The following is a 17474-nucleotide window of genomic DNA, read 5'->3' as shown; positions in this document are numbered from 1 at the left end:
AACAAGGACCATGCCACCACACTTGCACCGTCATATTTCTGTCTCCTGCGATCGGTCTGCGGCCTTCGTCTCTCGACCCACGCCTCTGCGGAGATCGGGACAGCGCAGTTGTTGCTTACCCATTCCACCCGTCCAAATGCCGTTGTATTGTCCATACCGACGAAGGACGTTCGCCCTCGACATGGTTACACTTTTAGAAAGAACTTTCCCGTGTGATGACGACGGCTATCCGACACCGACCCGCCAGAGGCGCACATGCAGCCGGCACATCCAATCCAACAACGTAGAGACGCTGAATGATCCTGGTAACTGGAGGCGCCGGCTATATCGGCTCACACGCTTGTGTTGCCCTGCTGTCAGCGGGTGAAGACGTCGTTGTCCTGGACAATTTCTGCAACAGCAGTCCGCTGGCGCTGGAGCGGATCCAGCAGATCTGCGGCAAGCGGCCCACGGTGGTCGAAGCCGATATTCGCGACCAGAGCGCGATCGAGGAGGTGCTGGTCCAACACGGGTGCACAGCGGTGATGCATTTTGCCGGCCTGAAATCCGTGCAGGATTCGGTCGCCCAGCCACTCGAGTACTACGACCAGAACGTCATCGGCTCGCACCGTCTGCTCCGCGCCATGCAAAAGACCGGCGTGAAGAAGATCGTGTTCTCTTCATCCGCGACAGTCTACGGCACGCCGAAATTCCTGCCCTACACCGAGGATCATCCGCTCAACGCGATCAATCCGTATGGCCGCACCAAGCTCATGATCGAGGACATGCTGCGCGATCAATATACCAGCGATCCGACCTGGGCCGTGGCGATCCTGCGCTACTTCAATCCGGTTGGCGCCCACGAGAGCGGCTTGATCGGTGAGGACCCGAAGGGTGTTCCCAACAATCTGGTGCCATTCGTCGCGCAGGTCGCGATCGGGCGGCGTGAACGGCTCAGCGTCTGGGGCGGCGATTACGATACGCCCGACGGGACCGGCGTCCGAGACTATATCCATGTGATGGATCTCGCCGACGGCCATGTATCCGCGCTTTCGCTGCTGAGCAGCCCGAAATGTTTTGCCGTCAATCTGGGCACGGGTGCGGGAAGCAGCGTGATCGAGGTCATCCGCGCCTTTGAAGCGGCGAGCGGAAAGCAGATTCCATACGACATCAAGCCGCGCCGCGCCGGCGATCTTGCCGCCTATTACGCCGCAACCGACTACGCCACCAAGCTGTTGGGTTGGAAAGCAACCCGCTCGCTTGAAACGATGTGTGCCGATCACTGGCGGTGGCAAAGCTCCAATCCAAACGGATACGCCTGAGAGGTCGCTTGCAGCCGGATGCTGACTATGGGCGCGGCGGCTTCTTGATCGGTCACGTCTAACCGGTCATTTCGGAGCCGCGCCCTCGTCCGGCTTGCCGCCATTCGCCACACATTTGTTGTAATAGTCGATTTGCGCGCGCCCCGATCCTTTGGCGCTTCCCGCCGCCGGATTTCCGGGCAGACGCGGCGGAAATTGTGCCGCCGTGAGCGCTTGGCACTTTCGGGCGACTTCGGCCGTAATCGCCGAAGCGACATTGGGAACCAGGCTTGCCGCCAGGCCTGCCAGCACCAGCGTGCATCCGAACTTCAAGCTGGGGAACATCGGATCCTCATCTCACCTGCCGGGCAGCGCCGACAACTCGCCGCCACTGTTGGCACATATTCTAGTCAGAATGCCGCGATTTGGTTCAAGCGAAAAGCCCATATAACGTAACGGGAATCGCAGCTGGCTAAGTCTGCAACCATGCAGAGAACGACCCGGCAGGAAGCGGTGGCTTCAGACAATTTGACGCGGAACGATGATGGCCCGTTGGATCACGGTTCCGACGAGGTGCAATTCGCGCTTGTCATCGCCCGCATGATCGACACCGTCGAACGCAACCCGGACCACCTGCGCCAAGCGGTCTACGATCTCGCCCGTTACAAGCTGCGCGAGCAGTTCACTTCCCAAGATGAAAAGGGCATCGAGCGGATGCAGCTCGCCCTCGAAGCCGCCATTCGTGGCGTCGAGGAGTTTTCAAAGCAGCAGATCGCGCTCGCACCACCGCAGGTTCCGAGACTGGAAGACGGTTCCGGCGCGGCGCGCGGCCTCCCTGCCGGCGACCTCGACCGACCGGTTCGGCAACGACGGCCGGCCGTTTCGATCGATCCTGCTGCTGCCGCACGCAGAAGGGCCCGCTACCCATTTTCGCCCCTCGCCGTGAGGACCATCGCGGTGTTGCTCGTCGTGGGCGGGGCCGCGGGCGTCATCCAGCAGAGGGAGCGGCTGGCATCCTGGCTGCAGGACCGGTCGCACGCGCAAGAACCGGCCGCGGTCTCCATCCAAGGGCGCGCGCCGATCCCCGCGATCGCTGCCGTCGCGCCGTCCCCGCCCCCGCCCCCGAAGCCCAATCCGCTACGACCAACGGATTACGGAGTCTATGCGATCGAAGGCGATTCCCTGACCGAATTGCAGCTACTGCCTGCCCGCCCGCCGGACATCCGCGTCGCCGTGTCGCCGGCGCTGAGAACGCCGAGCCACACGATGCTGTCGAAGAAACAGCCCAGGTTCATCGTGTTCCGCCGCGATGCGGCGACCAGCATCTCGGACCGCGCGGAGGTTCGCGTGATTGCCAGGATCGCGCGAGAATTCTCTGCCGAAGTTGCAGGCAAACGACCCGAGGATGGCGATAGCTGGGTCATACGAAACGTCACGTTCCCGTTTCGAGTGTCACCGCTGCCCGACAATCCGGAAATGTACGAGCTCCACAGTGAAGATCCCGCGTTTGAGCTGACGCCCGGCCGCTACGCGCTGATCGTCAAGAACCAGGCCTATGATTTCACCGTCGACGGCGAAGTCGTCGATCCCAAGCAGTGTATCGAGCGAATCGTTACGGCCAACGGCACCTTCTATTCCGACTGCAAGAAGCCCTGATCCTTTCCAGGAGATCCGGGAAATTGCCGCCGGATTCCCGGCGACGCGACCTGACCCCGGCTTTCGGCCGAGGTCCGGGCGTCGTTTGTCGGGGGCCTTAGTTGTGAAGCATGAAGTTGTGAAACCCCGCCAGATCCGCCGATACCGCAACGTCGGGAAGCGCGACATGGTCGGTCGCAGGCGGCTCTGACCGGAGATGGCTGTCGAGCTGCAGAATCGCAGGGTGGTTGACCGTTTCAAAACTGTAATCAGCCCCGCTTGCCGATGAGCCGAAACGATCAAAGGTAAAGCTGTCGCCCGCTACTGGTCCGGCCGCCGGAGCTTGTGGGAGCGACGTCGGCTGCGGCGTCGAAACCGAGCCGAGATCCGATCCATCCTTGGGCGGATCAATCACCAGCGTGCCGCCGGTGCCATCGTTCGAAAGATTGAAGGTCGAATGAGTGTAATCGCCGACCAGCGAAAGGCGCGCCGTGTGGTTTTGGGCATCAACCACGGTCAGCACGCCGCCGGATGCATCTCCTGAATAGGACGCGGTCGTTCCGGTTCCGAAGGCGATGTCCTTCAGGTCGATCAGGTTCGAATTGGATACGGTGTTGTCGCCGCTGAGATGGATCAGCCTTCCACTAAACTGCGACGCGTGATCGAGCACCAGCGTGCCGGTGGCGGCATTGAAGGTGATCGATCCGGAAACGGCGCCGGTCAATTCGAGGCTGGCCCCGGCTTCGATCATGACCGACTGGCTCATGTTGCCCAACGGCAGCACAATCTTCCCGGAAATATCGAGGACCGTGGATGGGGTGTTGATCACGCCATCGCCGTTGAGGTCCTGGTGGAAGACGGTTTCGAGTGACTTGAGTGACGCGTCGGCTCCAGACACGCTATTGATGATCTTGGACGCGAAGTTGCCGTTGCTGTCGGTGCTCCAAACCGAGTACTGGCCGCTGACCGAGTCCTTCCAGGCCACGTAGTAGCCGCCCGACGTTGCTTCCGCGCCAACCGGCGACCAGCTGCCGAATTGCCCCGCGACAACCGCAGCGCCGCCGTATTTCAACGTTGGTCCCTGGCTGCCGCCAATCGCGTCGAGCAAGTAGTTGCTGCCAAGTTTGTCCAGACTGGTTGCACCGGACGCTTCGATGGCGGTTTTTGGGGCCGGTGGCGAGCTGAGCGGCGGAACACCGATCACGCCATCGCCATTCAGGTCCTGGTGGAAAACCGGCTCGATCGACTGAAACGACGAACTGGATCCCGACACATTGTTCAGAATCTTGGAGACGTAGTTGCCATAGCGGTCGGTGGTCCAGACCGCGTACTGCCCGCTCGCGGAATCTTTCCAGGCCACATCATACCCGCTTGAGGTCACCTCTGCCGCCACCGGCGACCACGTACCGAATTGACCGGCCGTAACCGCCGCACCAGCGTACTTCAGCAGCACCGCGGCGTCGGCGACCGACATGTAATAGTTGTTTCCGACCCTTGTGAATGACGTCGTGCCGATCGCCTCGATCGTCGTACCGATCACCTCAACCAGGACATTGGACGATGGGCTTCGATTGCCAACCTCGTCGGTCGCGGTTGCGGAAAGCATGTGTCCGCCGGTGGCGAGCGTACCGGTACTGACGCTCCACGTTCCGTTGGATGCCGCGACCGTGGTGCCGAGCAAAACCGTCCCGTCATACAATTTAACGGTGCTTCCGGCCTCCGCCGCGCCGGACGCGGTGATCCTGCCAGAGGCAACCGTCGCCGAGATCAGACTGGGAGCCAGGGGTGCCTGCGTATCGACCGTCACGTTCAACTCGGCGGACGGTCCGCTCGGATTTCCGATGGCATCCACTGCCTGGGTGGTGAAGACGTGACTGCCGTCAGCCAGCGTCGGCGTCGCGAACGACCAGGCGCCGGATGCGTCGGCGACCGCGGTGCCGACGAATGTTGCCTGATCAAAGACTTCGACGGTGACACCGGCTTGGGCACTTCCAGTCAGAGTCAGGTGATTTGCTGCGGTAAGGCCCGAGGCGGTCACACCGCTATCGGCTGAGAACGAGGCCGTCGGAGCCGACAGCCCCGTCATCGTCATCGGCGTGTTCCAGTCAGTGACGAATGCGACATCCGACGCGGTCAGCTGGGTAACGCCGACCAGCCGCAGCGTGTCCGTTCCTCTCGCATCGTGGACGGTCCAGACGTCACCGACGTTCGTCAGGTAGGCGGAGGCGTCATAACCCTTCAGCGAGAGCATGTCATGCTCGGAACTGGTGCTGGTCAGAGCATGGAAATCGGCGATCGTGACATCGCCGCTGCCCGGGGTGTAGACGAACGTGTCGTTCCCCGCGCCTCCCGAAATCCAGTCGTTGCCGCCGCCACCGTTGAGCACGTCGTCGCCGCTTGAGCCCACGATGCGGTTGGCCAGCAGATTGCCGGTGCCGGTGAGACCGCCCATCATCATGGTCAGGTTTTCGACGTTGTCCGGCAAGGCATAGGAGGTCCAGGCTTCAACACTGTCGATGCCCCCGCGGGGATTCTCGACGATCTTCTGGTTCGAATTGTTGACGACATAGGTGTCGTCCCCGTTCCATCCGATCATGGTGTCGTCGACATTGAATGCCGTGATATCGTCGTTGGCCGAAGTGCCATAGATCGTGTGGCTGGCGACGCTTCCGTTGATCCAGGACGTGATCAGGCCGCCGACCGGAAGCGAACCGGGAAGCTGGAAATCGTCGCTGGTCAGCGACGAGATCGTCGTGTTGCGGAACACAAGGGTGTCCTGGCTCGTCAGCGCCAGATAGACGTCGTTCCCGACCTGGGTCATCGCCGCCTGGATATCGCTGAACGAGGTGAAGGCAAAGCCGTTGAGCTGAATGACGTCGTGTCCAGCCCCCGAGCCCGGGCTGAAATCGGTGATGATGTCCGAGCCGTCGCCGGCATTGAAGACGAAGGTATCCGCGCCGCCGCCGCCAGTCAGGATGTCGTTGCCCAGCCCGCCCGTGATGACGTTCGCAGCATCATTGCCGATGACGATGTTGGACTGCCAGTTGCCGGTGGCGTTGATAGCGTCCGGGCCCGTGAGCGTCAGGTTCTCGACATAGTTGGGAAGCTGGTAGGTGACGTACGACTTTATCGTGTCGATGCCACCGCCAGAGGCTTCGACGATCTTAGCGTTCGGGTCGGCGACGATATAGGTGTCGTCGCCGGCTCCGCCGCTTATGGTGTCGGCGCCCCCTGCTCCGGTGATCAGATCGTTGCCCGATGTACCGGTCAGGGTGTCTGCGCCCGCCGTCCCGGTGAGGGTGTTGGTCGGCGCTCCGCTGGCGAGCAGCGTGTAATTTGCGAGCGTGTATTCCGGCAGCTGATACGCAGTGATCGAATCGATCGTGACGCTCGCCGTCGCGTCAGGGGCCGCATTGCCGGCCCAGCTGCCGCCGATCGCAAGGTTGGCGATCATGTACATCGCCGTGTTCATGTCGGAGGGCGTGGCCATCTGCCCCACCTCCGCGCCATCGACGAAAAAGGTCAGCGTGTACGGCGTCCATTCCACCGCGAACGTGTGCTGGCCAGCAGTCAGGTTGGCGGTATTCGACCAAAATCCCTGATCAGGACCAGTCGAGGATCGGGCCCCCCAATGCGACTGATCGGGATGGGTGCCAAGCGATTCGAGCACGTCGAGCTCGGTGTCGAGGCCATGCGGGTTGGTGGGCAGCATCCAGAACGCGGGCCACGCGCCGGGCGTGCCGGACAGCGTGGCCGTCATCTGAAAGTAGCCGTAGGTCTGGGCGAAGCTGTTCTGGGTCGAGATCATCCCCGACGAAAACTGGTGGCCGCCGACATAGGGCGCCGCGCTCGCGGGCAGCGGCTGCGCGGTGATGACGAGATGGCCGTCCTGGATCGAAAATGGGTTGAGGCCGAGCGGCGCTGACGCCTGGCTGCCCGGCAATCCCGAAAAGCTCGGGTCGACATAGACCTGCTGCTCGCCTGCAAGCGAGTAGCTTGCCGGGCCGCTCCAGGCATAGCTCGTACGCCATATCAGATGCGGGTCCTGGCCCGCCGAGAGCGCGTTGAAATCGTCGTTGAAGGTCTGCACCAGGTCGGTGCGCGGCATGACGATATTGACGTTGGCCGCGGTGAAATCCCCGACCTTGGTATTGTTGAGCCTGATCGTTTCGCCGCTGCTGAGCGTAAGGACGGTATCGGTGCCGACCTGCTTCATGGCAGCGGTGACATCGGACAGAGTGTGGAAGCCCGTGCGGTTGAGTTGCAGGATGTCGCCGCCGGCGCCGGTTGTGAATCCGCTAATGATATCGTTGCCGTTGCCCACGGCGATGACAAAGGTGTCGCTGCCGCCGCCACCGTTGAGCACGTCGTTGCCCTTGCCGCCATCCATGACGTTGTTGCCGGCATTCCCGACGATGATGTTGTCGAGATCGTTGCCGGTCGCAGGCGATGGATCGCTGCCCGCCAAAATCAGGTTTTCGACATTCGGCGCATTGACGAGGCTGTAGCCGTCGACCATGCCGTCGTAGATGGTATCGATGCCCTGGCCGGCCTGTTCGACGACCTTGGTGTTGTGGTCGAACATGAAGTAGCTATCATCTCCCGCGCCTCCGATCAGCGTGGCCCCGGCTCCGTACGCCTGCAGGGAGTCGTTCATCGCACTGCCGGTCAGCGTGCCGCCGGCCTGGACCGAGAGCGCCACTGTATTCGGCGACGCGCTGCCCTGAAGCGGATTGTCGACGACGACGTTGGAGGCGACGAGCGACGACAGTGCGACATTCTGCAACGTCAGGGTTTCGGTGCTCGACAGGGTAACGGTCGTGTCGGACCCCACCTGCCTGGCAGCGGCGACGAAGGCAGCGAAGTTCGCAAACCCGTAGTTCTGAACACGCAGGATGTCACCGCCGGCGCCGGTCTGAAAGTCGCTGATCGTGTCGGAGCCGTACCCCTTCGAGATTGCGAAGGTGTCGCTGCCGGCTCCGCCGGTGAGAAGGTCATTTCCGGTGCCTCCGAAGAGAACATCCGATCCAGAGGTTCCGACGATAACGCTCGCGTAGGTTGGGTTTATTGCCATGATGGTGCCAGTGCTCCTTTGCACCCCACGCACCACGAAAGAGTTCAGGCCGGTTTACGAACTTCAGGACAAATTGAAGTGTGCGCCTGAATGCACGTACTCATATGCAATGACTGCGAAGGTTCCTTCAGCGGAACAGCGTGCAACAAGCGCTCAACTCGCACTCAGTTCTGCAGGTCGAGCGCCCGGCTTTGACCTGATCCGTGGTACTACGGACGTGATACTACGGGTGAGGAAGTGATCGCGGCGCGTCGATATGCGCGGTTGCAGCACTCTCGAGCCCTCGTGATCCGTGCTGAATGATTGCGCGACGACGAGCTCAATGTCCGGCCCTGCCGGTTCCCACGCGAAGGTTCCGGGAAAAGACATTGCTGGAGTCCGCAAGCAGCTTCGCCGGAGGTCCTTCCGCGCAAACCCGGCCAGCCTCGAGGCACACCACGTGATCCGCGTCGAGCACCGACTCCAGACGGTGGGTAATGAGCAACAAGGTCCGCCCGTTGAGCTGCTGCTGGATGGCGCGCTTGACGCTCTCCTCTAACGAACGGTCGAGTGCGCTCATGGCCTCGTCAAGGATCAGGAACTCCGGCTTGCGCACGATCGCGCGGGCCAGGCCAAGACGTTGTCGCTGGCCGCCCGAAAAGCGGGTGCCGTGCTGCCCGATCCAGGAATTGTACTTGTCGGGCAGCGCCTCGACCATTTCCGAAATGCCCGCGACGCGGAGCGCGTCCAAAATCTCCTCCTCCGATGCATCGTTCTTCGACATGCGCACGTTGTCGATCACGGTGCCTTCGACAAGGTCGACGTCCTGGCCGGCAATCGCGAGCAGGCCAAGCCATTCCGTTCGGCGAAGATCCCCGATAGGACGATCATCGATCCGGATGCATCCCTCGGTCGCCGAATAAAGACCCAGCAGAAGGTTCACGATCGTGGTCTTGCCCGCCCCGCTCGCGCCGACCAGCGCGGTGATCTTGCCCACCGGAATGTCGAAGGAGACGTCGCGAAGCGCCGAATCGGATCGGGCATCGTACCGGAAGGTCACGTTGCGGAACGAGATCTTGTCGACCAGCCTGCTGATCGCGAGATGTCCAGGCTTCGGATATTCCTTGTCGTCCTTCGCCAGCATGAGGCGGATGGAGCGCAACTGCGGCTCAATCTGCGCCATGTACAACAGGCTTGTCTCCAGCTCGCGCATATGCGGCTGCAGTCGGTAGAGCAAGGCAACCGCGGTAAGACTGGTAGCGAATCCGATTCCCCACATGTTGGCGGACGCGATGACAAGGCAAAGCACCACGAGATATCCGACTTCCGTAAGCGGAGACACCAACGCTGATAGACGGGCAAGTCCCAGCGCGACCCGGCGCGCTTCCGCAGACGCGCCCTCGAAGCGCTCCTGATGCACCTTCTCCTGGCCATAGGCACGGATCGTCCGCATGCCCTGAAGCGTCATCAGCATGTGCTCTCCCAGTCTCTGATGAACCAGCTTCACTCCGCTGCCCAGCTGCTGCATCGGCCTGGAAAGATGACGCATCCCGGCCGACACGACCATCGAAGCTGCGACAGCCATCACCGTAATCTTCACCGAGAGCGCAAGGAGAAACGACAGGAAGAGAAAGATCGAACAGGAGCTGACGATGATCCGGGTAAGGCTGCTGTACGCCCCGGAGATCAACCATGTTTCGGTCCCGAGGACCTCCATCAGGTAGGCCTCATCATGGCGCTGAAAGAACGAGTATGAGGTCGACAGATACTGCAGATGGACGCGGTTGCGCGCGATTTCGTTGATCTGCTCGCCGACATGTGCGCTGATCAGCGTATTGGCGAAGGCCAGCGCGCCACGCACTATGATGAGGAGAAGTACCACCAGAGCGGTTTCAGTCGAGCTGTGAAACCAGCCGGTCGCATGCCGAAGCGCATCGCCCAACACGCCGCTCGTCGACGTCGCGAGCTCGACCTGGCCCATGGCGAGGTAGAAGAAGAGCAACACGAGCGTTATCCCGACGGTCTCCGCCAGCGATGAAGCCACGCCAAGCGCGATCAGCAGCGGCGTAGCCCAACGCGGCAGCGGGGCCACCTTGAGCAGCCGCCACAATTCGGCCAGTGCCGCGCGCCGCGCGGCTCTCGGCCTCTTCATGTCGTCCGTGTTTTCTGCCATCAGGATTGACTGGGGTCGCCGATCAAGAACGACGGCAACGGCCGTCGGAGCTCTCTGTGTCGCAGGCTGCGGAACGTCCACCATGTCGCGGAGACGATATCCCGCGGCAGGCCAAGCGCTGCCACCCTGACAGCCAGTGACGGGTTCCGTCGGAATAGCAGCAGGAGGACCGATACAAAGTACTGCAAGCGGCCGCCGGCCAGCGCTCTTCGAAGCAGCCACCGGGCGTAGTTGCTGATTCCGCGGTCCAGCAAGGCGGCGCGATCGGGATGCCGGGCCGCCATCTCCTCGGCGACCAGCATCCAGGAGCGGAACATGCGCGTCATGTCGCTGGACATGTTGTTCGGCAGGTAGCGGTAACCGATCTGATATTCCGGCACCACCGCGAAGCGATAGGATTCCGCGACGCGGCAATAGAACAGCAGATCTTCGCAGCCCTGCGCACCCGATGCCCGGAGGCCACTCTCGAATCCGCGTGCCGCGATCAGGGCTTCCCTGCGAACCATCGCCGCACTTCCGTTACCGATGAAGTTGCCCTCGAACAAATAATCCAGCACCTCGCCGGCATGAAACACCGGATCGGACTTCACGCTCACGCGGCTCTTGGCATCGATCCAGGCGTACCAGCTATAGACGAGACCTGTTCGCTCCCCCCCGTCGATCATGGCCTGGAGCTGCCGTTCGACCTTGCCCGGCGTCCACAGATCGTCGGCATCGATGAACGCGATGAACTCCGCACGCGCGGCCTGCCAGCCGGCGTTGCGAGCGGCCGCGACGCCGGCGTTGTCCTGCCTGATGATCGTAATGCGCGCATCGCGATCCGCATGCCGCTCCGCGACCGCAAGCGTGTCGTCGGTGGATCCATCGTCCACCACGATGATCTCAAGCTGATGGTGCGATTGCGACCGGACGCTGCGAAGCGTCTCATCGATCGTCGCCTCGGCATTGAACGCTGGAATGACGACGCTGACCAGGCACGCATTTGTACTCATTGATACTGCTCCAAGCAGTGCACAAACGCCTCCAGACCATGGTCGCCCCTCACCTCGATGCGCGGAAGGTCGAGTAGATCATCCTGCAACCCGGCAGCCCGGTCGACCGTGTTGAATATCGCCCTATAGCCGCACTCCGCCGCGAGAATTCGAAGCCGCTGGTCGGTGCATCCAAATGGAGCCGCAAGCGACGTCATCGGTCGCTCCAGCCAAGTCTCCAGCTGTATGCGGGACCGCAACAGTTCCTCGGCGAGTTCTGCGCTTGAAAGCCTGTCGCTTCGTGGATGGCGTGCGAGGTGGCTGCCAAACATCGCACCTTCTCCGGCAAGTGCGATGATCCTGTCGACATCCATCAGCGGTGCCGGCGTTCCGAACGATGCATCCCATTCGGCTCGCGCGCCAACCAGATCGGTGACGATGAACACCTCCGCGGAAAGGTCATTGGATTTCAGTATGGGCCATGCCTGTTCGGCAAAGTCCTGATATCCATCGTCGAATGTGATCAGCAGCGGCCTGCCCTCAAAGGGGTAGTTGTTGGCAACAAACCATGCGAGCTCTTCCGAGTTGATCGTGTGGTAGCCATTTCTCCGCAGCCACAGCATCTGGTCCGCAAAGAGATCCGGATCGACGCGATAGCGCGCAAGCTGCTCCGGCCCATCGGTTGCGATTCGATGGTACATCAAGACCGGAACGTGCGAGCGCCGCTCCGATTGCCGGACCTCCGATCGCCGCCTGACGGCGCCATGCCGCACGACAAATCGCGCAACCTCGCTTTCGATCGGTGCATCGATCCCGGCGGTCGTCACCTGCGGGTCGGGCCTCATTTCGCCAGGCGCAAGGCGCTTGTAGCGATCGACGCGATAGAGCTCGGTCTGCATCGATGCCTCAAGCGCAAGCTCGGGCAACCGCGCCATCACCCGTGCAATCGTCTCGGCCCCGTACGGACTTTCCCAATCAAATCCGGTACGAGAGGTGTCGTCCTTCAGGACGTAACTATGAGCCGAGATGAGATGACCGCCGGGACGCAAGGCCTGCGCAATTCGTTGCACGACACGCGCCAGTTCGGCTTCGTCATCCAGGTAGTAGAGCGCCTCGGAGCAGCAGATGAGATCCATCGCATCGGGGAGACGGTCGGCCGACAGATCAAGCTTGACGAAATCCACATTGCGGATCCCTTGGCAGCGCATGCGCGCCCGCTCCAGCGCGGTCGATGAAATATCGGATGCCGTGAGGTGTCCGATCCTTGGCGCCAGTTGCCGACTAAAATGCCCTTCCGCGCACGCCAGCTCGATCGCACGTTCCGGCCGCTCAGGCGGCAACAATTCCAGTTGCCGTCGGTACTTCTCCTGCTCGTAGGGCGAGCTGTAGTTCCACGGATCTTCCCTCTCGAAGAACCTTTCCCAGAACAACTCGCGTCCAACGTCGCGTGGACCTGCTTCAAGCGCATGGCTCTCGCTTTTGTCCGGAACAGGCACGCTTGACGCAAACCGCGGTCTGACTTCGCCGGACATGCGCCCCTGCAACACCTGCAGCCGATGCTGGTGGCTATCGGGCCCTCCCCGCGCAAGTCGCCCTATTCGCTCTATCACCTTGGCGAGCCGGCTCAGATGTCGAAGTCGCCATCGCCTGCCCATCCGTACCGGCAGGTGCGCAAGGTGTGCGCGAACCAGCTTCACCCAGAACTCGAAATCCACCGCCCCGAGCAATCCGACATCGAGCAAAGCCAGAACTTGCGGTCCATCGCAAATGTAGGCGTAGAGCCGGTCCACATGTTGGGGCGGACAAAACGTCGGAAGTTGCCGAAGGTCGACGCGGAGACCCACCGTCAAGGCGAGCTCGCGCGGCGCCGACAGGTCATCATAGTCGAGCAGCACGCGCTCGAATCGATACTGGGTCCTTCGGGCTTCGCCCGGGTCATTCCAGACCTTTCCGATTGCAGTGATCAGCTTGGTCACACGGGCACCGAATCGCGCCCAGCGACCGGCCAATCTCTCCGGCGTTGCACGAGCCCCCACCGAGATTGCGTCGAGCAGGCAAAAGGCGATCTGATCCGCCGCGGTGGCCGATTGCGGTATCTCGGCAAGCACCTCTCTGGAAAGGCGGCTCTCCCTTCCGCGCCCGCAATCAATGCCCCAGCACCAAAGTGCAAAATAGGCACGCGCCGCCGCCTGCGGCCTCCCGCCGGCACAAGATGCTCCGTTCCGATGTTCCACCGCCGGCTTCTTCACCCGCCGGTCGGTGGAAAATCCTCGCGCAATAACGGCGGTCCCGTCAGCCAACATCTGCTGGACGTTGCCGGACAGCGAATGCTCGCTCGACCAATAGTAGCTGAGCAGCTCATCGACATGAATCCAGTTGCCGCCGGTTCGCGCAATCCGCTGCCAGAGATCCCATTCCTCGCAGGTACGAAGATTGACGTCAAAGCCGCCAACGCCCATGACCGCGCTTCTTTTGACAAGAACGCTGTGGACCGCGACGGGACAACTGCGCGCGAACGCTTCGAATGGATTGGCCGCAACTGCTGCATTGCTATAGCGAGGCGTTTGGCCGCCATCAGGCATCACGCGACAATGATCGCAGCAAGCGGCGATCGCCGAGGGATTGCCGTCCATCGCAGCGTTCATCTTGATCAGAAATTGCGGGTCAATCCAGTCGTCGCTGTCGAGAAACAGCATCCGCTCGCCGTTTGCGCTGGATAGGCCGACATTGCGAGCCGCCGATGCACCCCGTCCGTCGGATCGAAGCAGAATGAAGCGGGAGTCCCGCGCAGCATATCCGGCAACGACTGCCGGCGTTGCATCCACGGAGCCGTCGTCAACGATCAGCGCTTCCCATCCTGGATCGGTTTGGGCCAACAGGCTGTCAAGCGTTCTAGCGATGGTCTGCTCGGCATCGCGCGAGGGGATTACGATCGAGGTACGTGAACCGGCCGTCATTCGCGCTTCCCCTTGCTGTGATAGAAGCGGAATCCTGACGCACAGCCAGCGATCTCCTCCTTGAGGAAACGGTCGGCGATACGCTTGCGACCGATCGCCCTGCGAAGTAGTCGGTAAGCATACCATGTCGGAAGATACAGGTACGCACGCACCCGGTTCCCCTGGAGAGCTGTTCGCTCATGCTGGACCAGCAGCGCCGCGACATGGCCCCGCATGTAGTAAAAGATTTGGTTCGCGAGCCCTTCGATCGTGCGTCGATGAGAGTGGAACGCGACGGAAGACGGCGCGTAGCGGCAGGTGTAGCCGTTTGCGAGTAGCCGGTACCAATATTCCGAATCTCCGGAACATCCGGCCTGGCCGACGTCGAGACGTTCGTCGAACAGACCGATCCGCTCGAACACGTCGCGGCGAAACGCCATGCTGGCCCCAGCACCGATTTCCCACGCCGGAAACGCGTGCCTGCGATGCGACTTGAAGCTGGAACTGTCGAAGTCGCGCTCCAAATAACCCTTGCCAAATCCCCAATAGGTCTCGAAGTGACGCTGCGCCTCGGTCGCGAGTTCTGCCGGAAGGACGAGCCCGGTCACGGCGGCGACTTGCGGCCGATCGAATGCCGCCACCAGCCGCTCCAGCCACTTCGGATGAAGCAGGACATCGTCGTCGGTGAAGGCCACGATGTCGCCGGTTGCGCGAAGCACGCCGGCATTACGGGCGATATCGAGCCCAGGCCTGTCTTCGCGTATGTAGATCACTCCCGCCGCCAACGCGACATCGTGCGTGCGCGCATCCGATGACGCATTATCGACAACGATGATCTCACGCGGCCGGTAGCTTTGCCGTGGCAATGACGCAAGGCATGCGGCGAGTTGATCCGGCCGGTCCCGCGTACAGATCACCACGCTTGCGGAGACAGTCGGCCTGACTTGCCTCTGCAGCTCGTGCCCGATAGCCGGCAAAAAGTCGGCGTCGATGTGATCGATGTGGGTGCCGATCGGCCATCCCTCATGCATCAGCACGTGACCGATCGGCCGGTCGCCGTGCCAGAACACGGTCATGCCGTCGCGCAATCCAGCTCCGACAATGTCCGCTGGCGACGTCACCGCGACATGCGTGACCCCCTCGCCTAGCGGCAGGTCTGCGATAGAAGGGAGCATGGTCATGTCGTTGCTGCGTCAGGCCGGCGGATGGCGATCTCGCCACTCAAGTGCAGTCTTGATGATGAAGTCGATATCGGATTGCTGCGGCCGCCAGCCGAGCTCTCGCTCGGCCTTCGCGAACGATGCGACGAGCCTCGCGGGATCGCCTGCCCGGCGCTCGCCACGGCGCACGACCGGCTCTCGCCCGGCGGCGCGCTTCACCGCCTCGATCAATTCAAGCACGCTGGTGCCGACGCCGGTTCCCAGATTGAACACGTGGGTGCCACGCCGCTCGAGCAGCATTTCGCCTGCAAGCACGTGGGCTCGCGCCAGATCGTTGACGTGGATGTAGTCCCTGATGGCGCTGCCGTCCGCCGTCGGAAAATCCGTGCCAAGTATCGTAAACGGCCGATCGGTACGGCGCGCAGCTTCGATCGCAAGCGGGATAGCGTGAGTTTCGGGATCATGCCGCTCGCCAATTTCACCGTCAGGATCGGCACCGGCCGCATTGAAATAGCGCAAGGACACCGATCCGATTCCGTAAGCCCGACCAAAATCCTCGAGCATCCGCTCGATGATCATCTTCGACCAGCCATAGGGGTTGATCGGTGCCTGCGGATGACTTTCATCGATCGGGACGTGCTGGGGGATACCGTAACTGGCGCAGGTGCTGGAGAACAATATGTGACGACACCCTGTTGCGCGCATCCCGTTCAGCAGCGCAAGCGTGCCGGCGGTGTTGTTCTCGTAGTAGATCGCCGGGTTCTCGACCGACTCGCCCACATAGGCGAAGGCGGCGAAATGCGCGACCAGATCCGGCCCGTGCGTCTCCAGCGCTTCCCGCACCGCGAGTGGATCGCGAACATCGCATTCCACCAATGGCCCCCAGCGCACCGCGTCACGCCACCCGCGCGAGAGGTTGTCGAGCGTCACAACAGTCCAGCCTGCGCTGGCGAACGCCTTGCAGCAGTGGGAGCCCACATATCCCGCACCGCCGGTGACCAGTACTGTCCTGGTCATGCCGGCTCTCCGGCGCGGTAACAGCTCGGCTTGCTGATGCCACAGGTGATCGGCCATGCAAGTCGGCGACACGATCGCAACGACGAGAGGCTATCGCGCACATACATCATGACGGCATGGCCTTCGGAAACTGGGAGCACGCTAAAAACTCGATTGTCTGCCGCCGAAATCGGATTGGCATCACTCGTCGCGCAATGTTTTCCTTCAATGTGGCGCGGCCGTGTTTCCGGTTGACCGCCAACCTATCGGTTCAAAATGCGGCTTCTTCACGATGAAGGCACGCCACCATGCACTACGGACACTCCGGCTCACAGTCGCGGCGTTTACGGCGCGAATATTGTGCAGGGCTGCACGCTATGTCGTCGGCGCCCGCCCGTCGAAGTTCCACTATGTCGGTTGCGACGACAACACGCTTGCCGCATCACTGCGCACACACGTGCCTCTGGATGAGCATATTCACGCCTGCAATTGCGGCTGCCAAGTTCCGTCAACAAGTTCCGTCAACAGGTTCCGTCAAGCGGCGACAATGTGGCGGCTCACGCATGAGCGCCGTCAATCCAGCGTGCGAAGAAAATGGCGACAGGCACTTCCCGAGCGGTTCCGGACGATCCAGCGATGTCATCCGACCGGTCACGGGAGTTCAAGGCTAGTGCTGTGCAAGCTCATCCGAGGGATAGTAGCGCGCCTTGCGCGCCTCGGACAAAACCTCTCCGGTCGCCGACTTGGCCTGCGCCGTCCATTGGTACACGCCCGGGTTGCACGGTGCGAAAGTTCGAAAGGTTCCAGACGGCAATATGCCATTCTGGGGAATGGGCAATTCCTGTCCGCCCATCTCCCTGGCGCCCTTAGTCAGCGTCAGCGACAGGCGCTTGGCACCTGCGGGAACATTGTGGAGATGAAACTCCGGATTCGGGAACAGCGAGACGCAACCCTTCTCTCCCCCCCAGGAGAAATCCAGCGTCATGGAATCAGCGAAGGCTGCATGACATCCAGCCAGCCATCCGGCCAGGGCCACAACAACGCACCTAGATGACATAGGACCCCCAAGGAACGATCTATTCGAAAGGCGCACTGCACGCGTCAACCTCAGTGCAACCGTGCGACGAGAGCAAGACGATATAATGTGCGGCGCGAACGCGGGATCAAGCCACCGACGCGTAGGCACTCCTTATGTGGCCGCTTTGAGGCAAGGACGCATGCCTCGACGAATTTTGAGCACGCGTGTTGCGGTCGCTCGCCATTGCCGTCA

The 17474-nt window shown here is 61.7% G+C and carries 10 protein-coding genes; 2 read left to right on the top strand and 8 right to left on the bottom strand.

The genetic code is table 11. The annotated features are described in order from the left end of the window. The first annotated feature begins 296 nt into the window (after positions 1 to 296). Positions 297 to 1301, top strand: a complete 1005-nt coding sequence (gene galE, locus XH93_RS15700) for a UDP-glucose 4-epimerase GalE (RefSeq protein ID WP_194474216.1) — start codon at positions 297 to 299, stop codon at positions 1299 to 1301. Between the two features lie 66 nt (positions 1302 to 1367). Here galE (XH93_RS15700) and XH93_RS15695 read toward each other — a convergent pair whose 3' ends face one another. Then, positions 1368 to 1625, bottom strand: a complete 258-nt coding sequence (locus tag XH93_RS15695; RefSeq protein WP_229173229.1) for a hypothetical protein — start codon at positions 1623 to 1625, stop codon at positions 1368 to 1370. Positions 1626 to 1766: 141 nt separating this feature from the next. On the opposite strand from XH93_RS15695, the gene XH93_RS15690 reads away from it, so the two are divergent. Further along, complete coding sequence (locus XH93_RS15690; RefSeq protein ID WP_194474215.1) at positions 1767 to 2936, top strand: hypothetical protein; 1170 nt, start codon at positions 1767 to 1769, stop codon at positions 2934 to 2936. 97 nt (positions 2937 to 3033) lie between these two features. Here XH93_RS15690 and XH93_RS15685 read toward each other — a convergent pair whose 3' ends face one another. The 7 genes from XH93_RS15685 to XH93_RS15655 form a co-directional block, all read right to left on the bottom strand. Next, positions 3034 to 7989 (bottom strand): Ig-like domain-containing protein, encoded by a 4956-nt coding sequence (locus tag XH93_RS15685; RefSeq protein WP_194474214.1) that lies wholly within the window; start codon positions 7987 to 7989, stop codon positions 3034 to 3036. A gap of 319 nt (positions 7990 to 8308) precedes the next feature. Next, on the bottom strand, positions 8309 to 10141 hold the full coding sequence (locus XH93_RS15680; protein WP_194474213.1) for an ABC transporter ATP-binding protein: 1833 nt from the start codon (positions 10139 to 10141) through the stop codon (positions 8309 to 8311). Further along, entirely contained in the window at positions 10141 to 11133 is a 993-nt protein-coding gene (locus XH93_RS15675; protein WP_194474212.1) for a glycosyltransferase family 2 protein, read from the bottom strand. The genes XH93_RS15680 and XH93_RS15675 overlap by 1 nt, the downstream gene beginning before the upstream one ends. Next, positions 11130 to 14069: a trifunctional glycosyltransferase/class I SAM-dependent methyltransferase/polysaccharide deacetylase gene (locus tag XH93_RS15670; protein WP_194474211.1), complete on the bottom strand. Its 2940-nt coding sequence runs from the start codon at positions 14067 to 14069 to the stop codon at positions 11130 to 11132. Before XH93_RS15670 ends, XH93_RS15675 begins: the two co-directional genes overlap by 4 nt. Further along, positions 14066 to 15229 (bottom strand): glycosyltransferase family 2 protein, encoded by a 1164-nt coding sequence (locus XH93_RS15665; protein WP_246799630.1) that lies wholly within the window; start codon positions 15227 to 15229, stop codon positions 14066 to 14068. Before XH93_RS15665 ends, XH93_RS15670 begins: the two co-directional genes overlap by 4 nt. 12 nt (positions 15230 to 15241) lie before the next feature. Then, the gene (galE, locus tag XH93_RS15660; protein WP_194475157.1) at positions 15242 to 16225 is read right to left on the bottom strand and encodes a UDP-glucose 4-epimerase GalE; all 984 of its coding nucleotides are present in this window, start codon (positions 16223 to 16225) and stop codon (positions 15242 to 15244) included. 646 nt (positions 16226 to 16871) lie between these two features. Then, on the bottom strand, positions 16872 to 17189 hold the full coding sequence (locus tag XH93_RS15655) for a hypothetical protein (protein WP_139482387.1): 318 nt from the start codon (positions 17187 to 17189) through the stop codon (positions 16872 to 16874). Between the last annotated feature and the right edge of the window lie 285 nt (positions 17190 to 17474).

Source organism: Bradyrhizobium sp. CCBAU 51753 (assembly GCF_015291565.1).
GTDB classification, from domain to species: domain Bacteria; phylum Pseudomonadota; class Alphaproteobacteria; order Rhizobiales; family Xanthobacteraceae; genus Bradyrhizobium; species Bradyrhizobium ivorense.
The sequence above is the reverse complement of the archived record's forward strand: the minus strand, read 5'-3'. Positions and strand labels throughout refer to the sequence as shown.

What these genes read in the sequence shown, in the direction of transcription:
- galE (WP_194474216.1), top strand. Translation starts at nt 297, where the DNA reads ATGATCCTGGTAACTGGAGGCGCCGGCTATATCGGCTCACACGCTTGT.
- XH93_RS15695 (WP_229173229.1), bottom strand. Translation starts at nt 1,625, where the DNA reads ATGTTCCCCAGCTTGAAGTTCGGATGCACGCTGGTGCTGGCAGGCCTG.
- XH93_RS15690 (WP_194474215.1), top strand. Translation starts at nt 1,767, where the DNA reads ATGCAGAGAACGACCCGGCAGGAAGCGGTGGCTTCAGACAATTTGACG.
- XH93_RS15685 (WP_194474214.1), bottom strand. Translation starts at nt 7,989, where the DNA reads ATGGCAATAAACCCAACCTACGCGAGCGTTATCGTCGGAACCTCTGGA.
- XH93_RS15680 (WP_194474213.1), bottom strand. Translation starts at nt 10,141, where the DNA reads ATGGCAGAAAACACGGACGACATGAAGAGGCCGAGAGCCGCGCGGCGC.
- XH93_RS15675 (WP_194474212.1), bottom strand. Translation starts at nt 11,133, where the DNA reads ATGAGTACAAATGCGTGCCTGGTCAGCGTCGTCATTCCAGCGTTCAAT.
- XH93_RS15670 (WP_194474211.1), bottom strand. Translation starts at nt 14,069, where the DNA reads ATGACGGCCGGTTCACGTACCTCGATCGTAATCCCCTCGCGCGATGCC.
- XH93_RS15665 (WP_246799630.1), bottom strand. Translation starts at nt 15,229, where the DNA reads ATGACCATGCTCCCTTCTATCGCAGACCTGCCGCTAGGCGAGGGGGTC.
- galE (WP_194475157.1), bottom strand. Translation starts at nt 16,225, where the DNA reads ATGACCAGGACAGTACTGGTCACCGGCGGTGCGGGATATGTGGGCTCC.
- XH93_RS15655 (WP_139482387.1), bottom strand. Translation starts at nt 17,189, where the DNA reads ATGACGCTGGATTTCTCCTGGGGGGGAGAGAAGGGTTGCGTCTCGCTG.